Origin of the sequence: Photobacterium sp. SKA34, from assembly GCF_000153325.1 — a bacterium.
Taxonomy (GTDB): domain Bacteria; phylum Pseudomonadota; class Gammaproteobacteria; order Enterobacterales; family Vibrionaceae; genus Photobacterium.
On record NZ_CH724142.1, the window covers coordinates 545,134 to 559,556 of the forward strand.

At 37.6% G+C, this 14,423-nt stretch carries 15 protein-coding genes and 1 pseudogene; 10 read left to right on the plus strand and 6 right to left on the minus strand.

The window, feature by feature from the left end:
- The first annotated feature begins 13 nt into the window (after nucleotides 1–13).
- The 4 genes from SKA34_RS11450 (at nucleotide 14) to SKA34_RS11465 (ending at nucleotide 4,284) form a co-directional block, all read left to right on the plus strand.
- Nucleotides 14–712 (plus strand): energy-coupling factor ABC transporter ATP-binding protein, encoded by a 699-nt coding sequence (locus tag SKA34_RS11450; protein ID WP_006645690.1) that lies wholly within the window; start codon nucleotides 14–16, stop codon nucleotides 710–712.
- Complete coding sequence (gene mobA / locus SKA34_RS11455; RefSeq protein ID WP_006645691.1) at nucleotides 699–1,292, plus strand: molybdenum cofactor guanylyltransferase MobA; 594 nt, start codon at nucleotides 699–701, stop codon at nucleotides 1,290–1,292. The genes SKA34_RS11450 and mobA overlap by 14 nt, the downstream gene beginning before the upstream one ends.
- Nucleotides 1,279–3,057 (plus strand): bifunctional molybdopterin-guanine dinucleotide biosynthesis adaptor protein MobB/molybdopterin molybdotransferase MoeA, encoded by a 1,779-nt coding sequence (locus SKA34_RS11460; RefSeq protein ID WP_006645692.1) that lies wholly within the window; start codon nucleotides 1,279–1,281, stop codon nucleotides 3,055–3,057. The genes mobA and SKA34_RS11460 overlap by 14 nt, the downstream gene beginning before the upstream one ends.
- A gap of 501 nt (nucleotides 3,058–3,558) precedes the next feature.
- A complete protein-coding gene (locus SKA34_RS11465; protein ID WP_006645693.1) occupies nucleotides 3,559–4,284 on the plus strand; it encodes a DUF3581 domain-containing protein in 726 nt (241 codons plus the stop codon).
- Between the two features lie 53 nt (nucleotides 4,285–4,337).
- On the opposite strand, the gene SKA34_RS11470 is transcribed toward SKA34_RS11465, so the two are convergent.
- From SKA34_RS11470 to nagE, 3 genes are all read right to left on the minus strand, one after another.
- Entirely contained in the window at nucleotides 4,338–5,666 is a 1,329-nt protein-coding gene (locus SKA34_RS11470; RefSeq protein ID WP_006645694.1) for a HAMP domain-containing sensor histidine kinase, read from the minus strand.
- On the minus strand, nucleotides 5,647–6,324 hold the full coding sequence (locus SKA34_RS11475) for a response regulator transcription factor (RefSeq protein ID WP_006645695.1): 678 nt from the start codon (nucleotides 6,322–6,324) through the stop codon (nucleotides 5,647–5,649). The genes SKA34_RS11470 and SKA34_RS11475 overlap by 20 nt, the downstream gene beginning before the upstream one ends.
- A gap of 185 nt (nucleotides 6,325–6,509) precedes the next feature.
- A complete protein-coding gene (gene nagE / locus SKA34_RS11480) occupies nucleotides 6,510–7,898 on the minus strand; it encodes an N-acetylglucosamine-specific PTS transporter subunit IIBC (RefSeq protein WP_006645696.1) in 1,389 nt (462 codons plus the stop codon).
- A 330-nt stretch (nucleotides 7,899–8,228) separates the two neighbouring features.
- Here nagE and SKA34_RS11485 point away from each other — a divergent pair, with 330 nt between their 5' ends.
- Nucleotides 8,229–8,942, plus strand: a complete 714-nt coding sequence (locus SKA34_RS11485; protein ID WP_006645697.1) for a phosphatase PAP2 family protein — start codon at nucleotides 8,229–8,231, stop codon at nucleotides 8,940–8,942.
- A gap of 43 nt (nucleotides 8,943–8,985) precedes the next feature.
- On the opposite strand, the gene SKA34_RS11490 is transcribed toward SKA34_RS11485, so the two are convergent.
- Nucleotides 8,986–9,345 (minus strand): helix-turn-helix transcriptional regulator, encoded by a 360-nt coding sequence (locus SKA34_RS11490; protein WP_006645698.1) that lies wholly within the window; start codon nucleotides 9,343–9,345, stop codon nucleotides 8,986–8,988.
- A 222-nt stretch (nucleotides 9,346–9,567) separates the two neighbouring features.
- Here SKA34_RS11490 and SKA34_RS11495 point away from each other — a divergent pair, with 222 nt between their 5' ends.
- Both SKA34_RS11495 and SKA34_RS11500 read left to right on the plus strand, forming a co-directional pair.
- Nucleotides 9,568–10,005, plus strand: coding sequence for a hypothetical protein (locus tag SKA34_RS11495; protein WP_006645699.1), 438 nt, complete (start codon nucleotides 9,568–9,570; stop codon nucleotides 10,003–10,005).
- Between the two features lie 83 nt (nucleotides 10,006–10,088).
- Nucleotides 10,089–10,535, plus strand: coding sequence for a DUF411 domain-containing protein (locus SKA34_RS11500; protein ID WP_006645700.1), 447 nt, complete (start codon nucleotides 10,089–10,091; stop codon nucleotides 10,533–10,535).
- A gap of 433 nt (nucleotides 10,536–10,968) precedes the next feature.
- Here SKA34_RS11500 and SKA34_RS11505 read toward each other — a convergent pair whose 3' ends face one another.
- The gene (locus tag SKA34_RS11505) at nucleotides 10,969–11,745 is read right to left on the minus strand and encodes a phosphotransferase enzyme family protein (RefSeq protein ID WP_006645701.1); all 777 of its coding nucleotides are present in this window, start codon (nucleotides 11,743–11,745) and stop codon (nucleotides 10,969–10,971) included.
- A gap of 133 nt (nucleotides 11,746–11,878) precedes the next feature.
- Nucleotides 11,879–12,196 (minus strand): heavy metal-binding domain-containing protein, encoded by a 318-nt coding sequence (locus SKA34_RS11510; protein WP_006645702.1) that lies wholly within the window; start codon nucleotides 12,194–12,196, stop codon nucleotides 11,879–11,881.
- A 208-nt stretch (nucleotides 12,197–12,404) separates the two neighbouring features.
- On the opposite strand from SKA34_RS11510, the gene SKA34_RS11515 reads away from it, so the two are divergent.
- The 3 genes and pseudogenes from SKA34_RS11515 to SKA34_RS23915 form a co-directional block, all read left to right on the plus strand.
- Entirely contained in the window at nucleotides 12,405–12,674 is a 270-nt protein-coding gene (locus SKA34_RS11515) for a DUF3081 domain-containing protein (RefSeq protein ID WP_006645703.1), read from the plus strand.
- A 121-nt stretch (nucleotides 12,675–12,795) separates the two neighbouring features.
- Nucleotides 12,796–13,284, plus strand: a complete 489-nt coding sequence (locus SKA34_RS11520; RefSeq protein WP_006645704.1) for a CIA30 family protein — start codon at nucleotides 12,796–12,798, stop codon at nucleotides 13,282–13,284.
- 857 nt (nucleotides 13,285–14,141) lie between these two features.
- Nucleotides 14,142–14,390 (plus strand): annotated as a pseudogene (locus SKA34_RS23915) (methyl-accepting chemotaxis protein); the annotation flags it as partial.
- Nucleotides 14,391–14,423: the final 33 nt, after the last annotated feature.

Consider the following 14,423-nt stretch of genomic DNA (forward strand, 5'->3'; position numbering starts at 1 on the left):
GGGTATTGGTATGATGCATATTTCAATTGAGGCAACAGATCTTTCTGTTCGTTTTAAACATCGCCTACTTTTCCATATTCCTCAGTTAAAGTTAGAACCGCAAGATTCGATTTATCTCACTGGTGATAACGGTGTTGGAAAAACAACGTTACTAAAAGTACTCGCAGGATTACAGAAACCAACATCTGGAAAAATCAATACTCAGCACCATTGGTTGAATCGCTTATTTGGTGGATACTATCAAAATGGCATTATCTACATGCATCAAACCCCTTATATGTTTGATGCCACAGTGTTTGATAATGTCTGTTATGGCTTAAAATATATTATTAGAGATCGTCAACAACGCCGCAATGAAGCCATAAATGCCTTAAGAATGGTTGGGTTGGAAACCCTTGCCGATGAACATATCTCTGTATTGTCAGGCGGTGAGCGCCAACGTGTAGCAATGGCACGAGCATGGGTATTAAAGCCAAGTGTATTACTGATGGACGAATCCAGTGCAAGTATGGATAAAGAATCTATCAGCCGCCAAGTTGTATTAGCAAAAGATTTATTAGAACGGGGCTCTAGCCTTGTCATCACTAGCCACCAGCATAATGAACTCACCGACTTATGTCGTCGCCAGTGGACAATCAATGACACAAAATTAATTGAGCGTGCAGATTTGCAGCTTGTTAAAAAAGATAAGGATAACTATGCCTACGCCTGAGCAAACTCAGTGGGTTATTTTGGCTGGTGGACAAGCCAGCCGTATGGGAGGCAATGATAAAGGGTTAATTAAATTGGCTAATAAGCCATTAATTCAACATGTTATCGATACGCTGCGCCCACAAACATCTCATATCACCATCAATGCAAACCGCAACCATGAAGGTTACGCTGAATTTGGAGAAGTCTTTGGTGATACCATTAAAGACTACCCAGGCCCTCTGGGCGGTATGCATGCCGCACTTTCTCATATTGATAACGATTGGATCGGTTTTGTGCCTTGTGATAGCCCTAAGCTTCCGCATGATTTAGTTGCAAGAATGGCAAAGGCTTGTACAGAAGAAACAGATATTGCCGTCGCTCATAATGGCGAGCATATTCAGCCAGTAGTAACACTTATACACCGCCGTATTTTACCTAAGCTTGAAGCCTTTCTCACTAATGGAGACCGTAAGATTATTCTGCTTTACCGTCAATGCAATATGATCACGGTTGATTTCAGTGATCAAGCAGAGGCTTTTGTGAATCTTAATACCCCTGAAGAACTCTCTCAATTTGGAGTGCTACATGAGTCAAATTAACGCTTCTTTACCGCTACTTGGTTTCGCTGCATTTAGTGGTACAGGTAAAACCACTTTACTTGAAGCAATGTTGCCTAAACTTGTAGAGCGAGGACTTCGTGTAGCCGTGGTAAAACACGCTCACCATAATTTTGATATTGACCAAGAAGGCAAGGACAGCTATCGCCTTCGTAAAGCTGGCGCAAGCCAAATGTTGATCTCTTCTCGTTACCGTCGTGCATTAGTGACTGAAACACCAGGAGAAGAAGCGCAACTTCCCTATTTGCTTAGTCAATTAGATCAAACCCAATTAGACCTCATTTTGGTGGAAGGTTTTAAAAAGCTCGATTTCCCTAAAATTGAATTGCACCGCAAAGAAGTCGGCAAACCTTGGCTACACCCAGAAGATGGCAACATCATTGCCATCGCAGCGAATATCCCAGCTGAAAGTACATTGCCACAAATGGATATCAATAATCTTGACCAAATTACTGATTTCGTCATTGATTACGTGAAAAGCAATGCGAACACTGAAGCGCAAACATTAAGTTGTAGCGATATAAATCCAGCAGGCATGTTATCGGTTGCTCAAGGTCGAGGAAAAGTTCTTGAGCAGATTAAGTCATTAAATCACAGCGAGTCTGTGAATCTACATCAAGCACTAGGACAAATTGTCGCACAAGACATTTTATCGCCAGTTAACGTACCTCAGCATACAAATTCTGCAATGGACGGATATGCGATTCGTAGCGATGATTTAGATCGTGAAAACTATCATGTTGTTGCTCAAGTAATGGCTGGCCATAGCTACGATAACACTCTACAAGCAGGTGAAGCCGTACGCATTATGACAGGTGCCCCCGTTCCACAAGGTGCAGATACTGTAATTATGCGTGAGCAGGTGAACCAGAAAGGTGACACGGTCACGTTTGATAAATCAATGGGAAAAATCAAAGCAGGCCAAAACGTACGTCAAGCAGGTGAAGATCTCGCATTAGGTCAAATTGCCGTTGCAGCAGGCACGACAATCACAGCACCAGAGCTTGGTATGGTGGCATCACTGGGTATTGATAAAATCATAATCAACAAGCCTATCCGTGTTGCAATTTTCTCTACCGGTGATGAAGTTCAGCAACCGGGGGAAGTGCAGAAACAAAACTGCATCTATGACTCAAACCGCTATACATTGTATGCCCTACTCACCAACTTGGGCTGTGAAGTTGTTGATCTCGGTATTATTGATGATAACGAAGCGTCGCTTGAAAAAACCTTAACACAAGCGAGCACTCAAGCTGATTTGATCTTATCCTCTGGTGGTGTATCTGTCGGCGATGCAGACTATATAAAAACCGTATTAGATAAGTTAGGTCAAATTAACTTTTGGCGAATCAATATGCGGCCTGGTCGCCCTCTTGCTTTTGGAACTATAGGTAAAGTGCCATTCTTTGGATTACCAGGTAACCCAGTCGCGGTAATGGTTGCGTTCTTACAATTTGTTGAACCCGCTATTAGAAAACAGCAAGGCATTATCAATTGGCAGCCGAAGACGCATCAAGCTATCGCGATTGAAAAACTTCGTTCCCGTTCAGGACGTACTGAGTATACTCGTGGTATTTCGAGTTTTGATGCTAATGCTCGTTTAGTGGTGAAAAGCACAGGCTCGCAAGGCTCAGGTATACTTCGTTCGATGAGTGAAGCAAACTGCTTGATTGAAATAGCACCAGAGCAAGTAAATGCAGAAGTCGGTGATAAGGTTACAATTATTCCATTAGATATACGTATGTGACGTTTCAGCTTTTCACTATATTAAAAGCCAAGCTACTTAAAGTAGCTTGGCTTTTTTATTTTTAGATGTAGCTTCCATGCTACTTTTTTATTTCCCGTCTTCTACACGTTAGAAGTCGACAAAAACCTTTTATTATATATTAAGTTGTAACAAAAGATTTCTTTATTCTTCAGGTCAATGATAATACCGAATAATTTATTGATATACACACCAATCATCGATTTCATGGAAAAAACATTAAAAAAATAGTGGTTAAGCATATTACGCAATCAATATTATCATTATGTTGAAAATTTCAAACAAAAATGCAGCCATTTCTATATAATTAACATTAAAATAAAGATGATACTAATCGCAATAAAAAGTCATTAAGTATCAATTATAAATGCTTGCATTTATACATAAGTTAAGAGCTACTCGTTTTTCATCTGGCTAGACCATTACACAACACTTTATGTTGTAGAATAGGCGCAGTCTCTATTTTAGGTATTCATACGTAACATGTTTTTAGATACATACTATTCAGATAAAAGTGGTCAGTTTTCTTTTACTCGTGAACAAGCAAGTGATTTTGCGAAACGAATTGCGGGTGATTTCAACCCTATTCACGATCCAGACAATAAGCGCTTTTGTGTTCCTGGCGATCTACTTTTCTCTGTCTTACTTGCCAATGTTGGTATCAGCCAAAAAATGCGTGTAACGTTTGCAGGTATGATAAATGAGAGTACAGAACTGAGTATTTCAGCTGAATCCGATACCGACTTGTCATTGGTCGATAGTAAAAGCAAGGAATTCCTTCACCTTGCACGTTCAGGTGAAATAACCCATGACCAAGATCTAATTGCTCAAATAACTAAAAGTTACGTTCAGTTTTCAGGAATGAATTTCCCTCATATCATGGTGCCTTTGATGAAATCTAAAGACATAATGATCAACCCTACTCGACCATTAGTTATTTACGAAAGTATGGAACTTGAGTTCTGTCGACTAGATTTAACAGCACCTCATGTAGAACTAACGAGTTCAAATATTGATGTTGATGGAAAGCGTGGAAGTGTAGCACTGAACTTCTGTTTTAAAGAAAATGGAGAGATTGTAGGCACTGGCCGTAAACGTATGCTGATGAGTGGCTTAAAACCTTATTGCCAAGATGGTATCGATGATTTGGTTTCTCGTTTTAACGCTAAAAAAGAACACTATAATAATCTTCAAACAGAAGAAGTTTAAACAGAAAAAGTGATATTTAGTATTCAAAAAAGCCCGCAATTAGCGGGCTTTTTTTATCTCTCATTCAATCTATGATCATGTTTTAAAGGAAAATATAATCGCGCTCGTAAACCAGGGTTATTATCACTAAAAGCCAAATCACCACCATGACTTTTCATCACCGCTTCAACAAGCGATAACCCTAAGCCAAAACCTTGATGCGTCCTACTTTTATCGGCACGATACATCGGCTCTTTTATACGCCCTTTATCTTCATCCGATACGCCAAGCCCATTATCAATCACGACCACACCAAAATGATCGACGACAACGTCTATAGCTCCTTCATCAGGTGTATATTTAATCGCGTTTTCAACTACATTATAAATCGCACGAAAAAGTAGACTAGGCTCTCCTTTTACACGGTATGGTTCATCTTCACGAAATGATAAAACTTGTTTCTTTTCATCCGAAATAGGTAATAAGAAATCAACAACATCTTGGCAAACTTGAGATAAATTAACCCATTGCTTATCAATTTTATGTTTACCCGTATTGATATGAGAAATTTCTAACATGCCATTGAACATACTAAGTAGTACTTCCAAATCATCATGGCAAGCTTCTAAGTCTTTGGTAAACGGCGCTGTGTCTTTTGCTAGTAAGCTTTCAAGCCGAAGTTTCATTCTTGCAATTGGTGTACGCAAATCGTGTGCCATACCAACCGAGAGTTCCTTTAATGACTCTTCTTTTTTTTCAACTTGTTCAATAAGAAAATTAAGGTGAATAGTCAGTACATCAAATTCATCATCATTTTTACTAACAGGGAGTTTCACCCCTTTCTCGCCAAGGCTGACCCGGTTCATACCATGATTAACACGTTCTAATTTCTTTAAAATAGAAATCGCAAATAATAGAGCGCCCGCAAGCATCAAAATTACGGGTACAGCAATGCCTGAAACTAGCATTGGTGTTATATTCTCACGGTATGAGCGCATTATTTCAGGATTAACACCAATAATAAGCACCTTATCATTAGGTAAATTTAACGTCTTTTGAAGGCGATTAACACGAAGCTCTGTATCTGATAATGCAGCTGGATACGTTAGCGTAGTATTCGTCTCTGGCCTGTTGATAATCCTATACTCAAGCTCATTTTGGATTTGCTGATGCTCTTTAACAAGATCAGGAATCGCATTAATATGACCTTTTTGAACCATACGCTCAAACAATGTCATTTCAATATTTAATTCTTTTGCTAACTGTTTATGGTAAAAAATTTCTGAATTAACATAGACTTGGTTAATAAACAGAATAAATATAATAGCAACACAACAAATAAAATAGAGTAGAACTTTAAAAATACTCGAACGCGATAACCGATCAGAGCCTGCGTAAGACATAACCTGCACCTCGTACGGTATGGATCAAACTGGTCTCTCCACCTTCTTCTAATTTTTTTCGTAAGTTTGCGATATGTACATCGATAACATTCGTTTTAGGATCAAAGTGGTAGCTCCATACCGACTCAAATAAACTCATACGCGAAACCACACTTTCAGCATGCTCCATTAAATATTGCAGGAGTAAGAACTCTTTTTGCTGCAGATTTAATAAGCGAGATCCGCGCCATACCCGATGAGATTTAATATCAAGTCGTAAGTCGTCATAGCTATATTCAGATGAAATATTTACACTAGACTGATGACGCTTAACTAATATATTGGCACGAGCAATGAGTTCAGCTAAAGCAAAAGGTTTGGTTAAGTAATCATCACTGCCTGCAGTTAATCCAGCAACACGATCTTCTACACTATCCATGGCACTTAAAATTAAGATGGGCGTTTCATTTTCTGTTGCTCGTAATGCTGCAAGTACTTTTAAACCATCAAGTATCGGTAGCATTCGATCTAAAATAATCAGTTGATATTCACAACTTGTTGCCATCATTAATCCTTGATGACCATCCTCTGCTTCATCAACCACAAAGCCATGCTCTCGCAATCCTTGCGCAATAAATTCACGCGTAGTGACATCATCTTCAATAACGAGAACTTTCATTTAATACCTAATTATTTTCTTATCACCGCTTATTTTCGCATTATATACACAAGAGATATAATTTTCAGGTAACAGGATCATGGCTTTACCTTTTAAAGACAAAAAAACGGTCTACCAAAAGGTAGACCGTTTAACGTGACCATAGGGGGAAATTATGAAATCACGAATCTCTTAGCGCTAACGTCTTAAAGTGACTTCATCTGGTTAGCAATAATTTCAGCTTGAGGACCAAGGATAACTTGAAGGTTATTAGAACCTACATTCACTACGCCTTTAGCACCAAGTTGTTTAAGTGTTGTATCATCGATAACTGAACGGTCAACAATACCTAAACGTAAGCGTGTGATACAGGCTGAAATATCAGTTAAGTTATCTTTACCGCCTAATGCTGCTAGGTAAGCTTTTGCTAAATCTTCTTTGCTACCGTCATTAGCTTTTGAAGGGTTTGAATTTTCAGCTGGTGTATCTTCACGACCCGGTGTTTTAAGATTAAACATCTTAATTACTGCAACGAAGATTACGAAGTAGATTGCGCCAACCACAAGACCCATTGGGATAATTTCCCATGAGTTGTGTGCAGCTGGTGCGTTGTAGTTCAAGATGTAGTCAATCAAGCCTGAAGAGAAGCTAAATGCCATATGAATATCAAGTGTTGACGCTACAACAATGCTCACACCCATTAAAATAGCGTGTACTAGATATAATGCAGGAGCTAGGAACATGAACATGAATTCGATTGGCTCTGTAATACCAGTTAAGAATGCAGTTAATGCAACACTTAACAACATACCACCAACCACTTTCTTGTTTTCTTTCTTCGCTGTTACATAGAATGCAAGCGCAGCACTTGGCAAACCAAACATAACAACTGGGAAGAAACCACTTAGGATTCGTCCTGCCGTTGGGTCACCAGCAAAGAAACGAGAGATTTCACCTGTTACAACATGCCCATCAGCAGCAGTGTAGCTACCGAATACAAACCAAACCATGCTGTTTAGGATGTGGTGTAAACCAAGTGGAATAAGTAGACGGTTAGCAACACCGTACACAAACTCACCAGGCGCACCACTTGATAAGATCCATTGACCAAGGTGGTTGATACCATCTTGAATTGGTGGCCAGATAACGCTGAATGCAAAAGCAAGCACAAGTGCAACAAGACCAGTAATGATAGGCACAAAACGCTTACCGCCAAAGAAGCCTAAGAATTCAGGTAATTTGATTGCATGGAAACGATTATATAGTAAGCCAGCAAAGACACCTATAATGATACCGCCAGCGACACCAGGATCGACATCTGGGTTTAATGTTTTAAGAGCCGCCATTAAGATAAAGTAACCAACAGCAGCTGCAATTGCTGCAGGAGCCGAATTGTCTTTAGAGAAACCAGCGGCAACCCCCATAGCAAAAAGTAAAGCAAGGTTGGTAAATACAGCCTGACCACCAGCGGCAATAAATGGAATGTTTAATAGATCAGGTTGACCTATACGCAGTAAGATACCGGCAATCGGTAATACTGCGATAGGAAACATAATTGCATTTCCTAATTTTTGGAAATTTCCGAGAATACTCATCCTCTTCTCCACGTTAAAAGTTAAATTTAAGGTTAAATTTTTTTGATAACTTAATGATACGCTTCGATTCTTAATTGAAATTAAGCAAAAGATTAAGGATTCTTAATGTTTGCTTCTAAAAGCACAATCCTAAGTGACAGATATCACAATTTTATAAATCAGCCGATTTAGCACGTTTAATATGTAAAAGAGTCACCAGTAAAACCACATCCTAAAATGACATTAAATATCCCTTTTAACGTATTTTTGAAAATAAATATCATTACAATGGCACTTTCAGTAGAATCCACGGTCAACCTACTCATACTCTATTACTGATTGACTGTAACCATGATGTTTTTTATCTCTCAAAAACTTGTTAATTATCTGGCATTAGCTTTTTTTGCATTAGCACTTTTTATTGCTATCTCTATATTCCCAGTACCTCTGTTAAGCGATCCCATTAATGATGCGGCTGGTTTATCATTTTCTTTATTAACAGATACGGCAGGTAACCCCTTCTTCCTTATCACAACCGTCTTACTGTGTTTATTACCGGTCTTATTCCGTTTACCTAAAAAACAAATCATTAAATTGTGGATTCAATTCGCAATTTTATTGGTATTAAGTTTTGGCGCGAAAACAGTTTTAAAGCATGAAACGGCAATCCCTCGTCCTTATACCTATGAACTACAGCGTTTAAACTTAATCCCATCACCTGAAAACTTTTATCAACTAAATAAAAGTGAAAAAGACAACGTTGTTAAAAGAGCATCTGCCTATGTTAGCCAATGGCGTATTCGTAGTTGGGAAGGTGAAACTAACTATTCTTTTCCATCAGGGCACACAATCTTTGCAGCGATTTGTATTCTGTTTTGGGGCGGCTTCTTATTACGTACTCGCCACTATTTATTAGCTGGTGGACTTATGACATGGGCCGTAGGTGTGGGTATTAGCCGTTTATGGCTAGGTATGCATTTTCCAGCGGACGTTATGGGTTCAATACTATCGGCCGCTGTGCTCTATTTATTTGTCCCTGAATGGCAAATTGATTCAGAAAAATAATCAAAAGGGCTCATTAAGAGCCCTTTTTACTATTTATTTAGCTTTATTGTGTCGACGTTGCTTTATGTTCGTACTCAACAACTAATTGGTTCCCAGAATACGTTACATTAGTAATTTCACCATCAAAGATAAATGTGTTTTTAATCGATGAATTTGTACTCTGACCAGTGGACATTCTTTCGCGCATTGATGGAAGAATTAAAACAGGATCAACGCCAATTGCTCCACAAAATTCATTAACAAACTGTTGCTCAATTAATGTCGAGCCACGCAAAATATCTGAAAACTCCAGTTGTGTTAATCCTAATTGTTTAGCCATTTCTATTTGAGTTATACGCATTTTTGCTTTATAGCTCATCCATGTATCATGCAAAATTTGACGGTCTTTTTCGGTATACAACATAATTAGCCCTAACAGCGCATTTTTTATTTTAAACAGAGTAATTTCCTATAGTCAGAATAGTTTACGCCTAGTTAGTAGGTATTAATGTCAAAATCGCGTTAAGCTCTGCTTCAATAACACAACTTGTTACAAGCTCGATATTGTACTTACATTATGTTCATATATACTTTCTAATAGTTAATATCTATAAGCGAATGTAATGTAAGGAATGCTTGCTTTTATATGATTACGTTGTGTCGTCGTTCAATCCTCACACTATTTATCATTTTCAGTGTTTTTACTAACGCTGTAATTGCACGCACCATTAGCTTTGATCAAGTACCTAAAACACATTGTCTTCAAATGACAACAGCATTAATAGAAACCGTCCAACCAGAACAATGCTGCGATAAAGAAATGCCGATGTTGTCAACGAAGATCACAACACTTTCCTCTTGTGATACAAATCATATCGAAGATACATCACTCGCTAACACCGAAATGGTTAAAGATAAATCATCATGCTGTAATGACGATGATTGCAATAGCAAACAAACACAAGCCGCACTGTTAACTTTCTTCGCGTTTTCTGCGATTGTTGATAGTGTTCAATTATATGCAAGTCAAACAAATACACCTGTTTATTTTAGTGAAACACAGCTAAGGCCTCCTCTCGTTTAACGAAATAACTAAACGGCATTTTTCCACAACTTTATTTGGTTATTTAGCGCGACAATATTCGCGCAACTTGAAGGATTTTACAGATGAAAATTTCACATATCTTTGCTGCCACCTGCTTATTTATCACCTCATTAGCTCAAGCAAGTGCACCGATTTCAGGCACTAACTATCAGTCACCTTACTGTGGTTGTTGTAAAGAATGGGTTAAGCACATGGAAGACAATGGCTTTAAATTAGATATGGTGTACGAAGAAGACTTAACGCCTATTAAAATTAAATTAGGTTTACGTCCTGAATATGCGTCATGCCACACTGCACAGATTGAAGGTTACACTTTTGAAGGACATATTCCAGCAACTGAAATTAAGCGTTTCCTAGAAAGTAAGCCTGAGCGTATGATTGGCCTTGCTGTAGGTGGTATGCCAATGGGATCACCAGGTATGGAATATGGTGATAAAAAAGATCCTTATGAAGTGTTAGCATTTGATAAGGATGGCAACACCATGGTCTGGTCACGCCAGAATCAGTAAACAGAACAAGTATAAATACATGTAATAAAATAAAAGCCCGTTCTTACTAACGGGCTTTTTTATCACTATTTTTACACTACGATTGATAACGTGTTAATGCTTTATTAGCTCTTAAATTATTGCTTTTCTTTAATGTCATCAGAGATACGCCTTTATCAACACTTAATACTCCACCACTTTTATCCCCCCTAACAGTAAAGTTGTTATTGGTGATTTTTTCATATCCGTTAGCTACTTTCTCGATTGATTCCTGTTGAGTAAATTTAACTTATAAATGCTCCGGTTGATAAACCGGATTCTTAAAATGGTGTTGAACATAAACCGGGCTGATATAATCATGATTTACAGCACAATAAAAAAAGCTCTATATTTAAAATAAAAGACTTAGATAAAACATTGACCAAGGTCTTTTTATTAATAACAGCCTTAACTTTTACTTATATATACTATTCGTTATAAATTGAGAACTTGTTTTCAAATATTCAATATCGTTGAGATAAGCAAGATGATGTCCATTATCAATATTCTCAATAAAGTCAACATTACCCTTATTGGCTTCACTTTGCATAAAGTCAACTAAGGTTTGAATCCTATCAATCATTGTTTCAACTAACTTCCCGCGCTCTTTATTTGATAAACCATAACCATCACAAAAAAGACGAGCTCTAGCGGATTGAGCTGTTAAATCCCCTAAAGCATCATATTGATTGGTTTTAAATGGTGCCCAACAATAAATAGCATAAGCAATATCCCAAAGCCTTGGAGCTGGATGAGCCGTATCAAAATCAAAAATGCCAATTGTTTTATCACCATCTAAAGCAACATTGTAAGGCGCAAAATCACCATGACAAATTACCTCATACGGTGCTCTACTTGGAAGCATCCATTGCGAAGATTCAAATGATGGACTAGTAATAAATGAAGCAGTAATATCATGGTATTGGCGTAAAAGCTTACTGGCAGAAATTAAAGCAGCATCTGTCGCAATATTTCCCTTTAATGGATAATTGTAAACATCCCCTGATACGAAAGACAATATCTCGTTCCCATCGCTGTCGTAGCCTAAAAACTTTGGCGCGTCATCAAAGCCGTTATTTTCAAGATGCAACAACAACTGATGAACGGACTCTGACCAGAAACCACTAGGACGATACACTTTATCTTCAGTAAAAAAAATTTGCCCTTCTCGTCCACCTTGAAGCTCTTCCATCCTAATTCCTTTCATTAAAACCCATTTAATAAGAATGTATTAATCAACAAACTGCGCCAGCAGCTAACATTAACAAGAGTATTTCAATACTTACGTTAAGTTTAAAATGACCAAGGATGGATGAATCTTACCCTTAGGCTCGTAACTTAACCGCAGTACCAAAGGCCATAATCTCGGATGCGCCATCAGTAACAGCGCTAGTAGTAAACCTCACGCCAACAATGGCATCCGCACCAAGCTTCTCAGCCTCTGTCACTAATCGTTCGGTCGCGATAGCTCGTGCTTCAGTCAGCATTTCGGTGTAGCCTTTCAATTCACCACCAACAATACTTTTCAACCCCGCCATTAAATCTCTACCAACATGCTTAGATTGAACGACATTGCCATTAACAACACCTAATATCGTTTCAATTTCCCGACCTGGAACTGTTTCTGTTGTTGTATAAATCATAACTTGCCTCTTGACCATAGTTAAAAAATTATCAATACCTTATCAAAGTAACATTGCTATTCATTTAATACGTCATGTTTTTTAAAAATTTTATCTCATTATTTCTAAAGCTTTTATTAATGATTTTGAGTGATCAGTTAATATCCTTAAATCGTACTATCTTTGATTGTATATAATTAATTTAATCATAAAGATATTTAGGATCATAATGGAGAGAAAACTGACTATTAAAGAGTTTCTTAGAGTGTTTGACTATACTCGCTCTACAGGAGAACAGCTCAATAATAGATATAAACTTGGCGATATATACGCGTGGCATGATTATAACGGTTACACATGCTGGCTTAATTATAGAGACGTTACGGTAACACTGATGTTTCATGGTTCTCTTAACGTTGAGTACGACAAACTTGCTAATTATTCCGATTTTACTCATCAATGCTTGGCTATGCTCGCCACGAACGATAAAGGTATGTAGGTTTTCTATGAAGCTGTTAAGTATCTATCGATATAATCCATCTAAACACTTTTTATTGCTATTGGCATTAATCTTTACGTGTATTACTTTTTCTAAACACACGTTGGCATCAAGGCTTAATATGATTGATTTTACTCAACCTAATGAATATCAGTACTGGACTGCTGTAAATGATAATGTAATGGACGGTATTTCTACCGGTCTATTCACCTATGATGGCAACGTAAGTCAATTTACTGGTGAGCTATCATTAGCTAATAACGGCGGTTTTAGCTCGGTAAACAGAACAATATCACCATTAACTATTGACATTAATGCGGTAAACCTTATCTATATTGGTGATGGTAGAACATATCAATTACGGATTACTACTTGGAAAAATGACTACCGTATAAATTACAAACATGAATTTGAAACGATCAAAGGACAGCAACAAATTAAAACTTTTAACTTTAATGACTTTAAAGCTGTCTTTAGAGGAAGGTTACTCAGTGGCGCCCCCGAACTTCTTGCAGAAGACATCAAACAAATAGGCTTTTTAATTGCTGATAAAAAAACATCCCCGTTCACATTGAAAATTCAGAGTGTTGAATTTCTTAATTTTAAATAAGTCGTCATTTACACATAAAAAATTTGGGGAATGAAATAGTTGTTATTTTCCTAACTTCACGATTGATTAAAATATTAGACAGTTTATCGTTCTTGAATAACGACAACGTAAAATTATGTTCAATATTGGTTGAACTTGTGCTGACAACCTCCCCTTTTTATAATATCAAAGACTTTTTCATGAATATTCTTGATGTTTTCAATATATTTTTGATGAAGCAGTCCCACTAGAACGGCTTATATAAAATTCACACCCACTTATTCGATTGTTAACAACACATTGTTTATTTTTATCATATCTTTTAAATGTTTGTAACAAGTCACGGTATAAAAGTCATATTTCGCAGATAATATTCTTAATTTACTTATTAGTACCAAGTATTAGTTTCATTATGGAAGATTCATTGTATTTCACGGCTGAAAAATAAAGGTTTAATAACTATGTTTGGACGAAAACGAGTAGAGACAGAAAATAAAGCGCTAAAGCAAGAGTTAGCGGACCTTAAAGAAAAGTATCAAGCTGATGTCATCGCCTTAGAAGATAAACTTCAAGAAGCACAACAATTGGTTCAATTGACTAAGCAGGATAACCATAAAAGTAATGAGTTATTGTCGAGCAATCTAAAAGGTGGCGACATGCTTACAACTATCCGTAATGAGATGGTTGAAAGTGCTCAATCAATGGAACATGAAAACCGTCAGCTACAACAACTAGACGAAATGTTTGCACAAACTCATCAGGCACTTTCTCGCCTTGATAACCGTGCTGTTAACATTAGCTCTCAAGCCACTCAAAGTACTGACTCTGTAAAAATACTCGATACCACTGCCACTTCAATTTCTCACCTTGTATCGACAATAAAAGAGATTTCTGACCAAACAAATTTGTTGGCACTTAATGCCGCCATTGAAGCTGCTCGTGCGGGTGAAGCTGGGCGTGGTTTTGCAGTCGTAGCTGATGAAGTTAGAAATTTAGCAGGTAAAGCAAGTGAAGCCAGCGAGCAGATAGACACACTTGTTAGCCAAGTGCTTACGCAGGTTAATGAGATTAAATCATCGATTGATGAGAACCAGTCTTGCGCAGAAGAAGTGTCAGCTTCTTCCGCTCAAATCGGTGCCATTGTTAATGAGGTGGTTGGC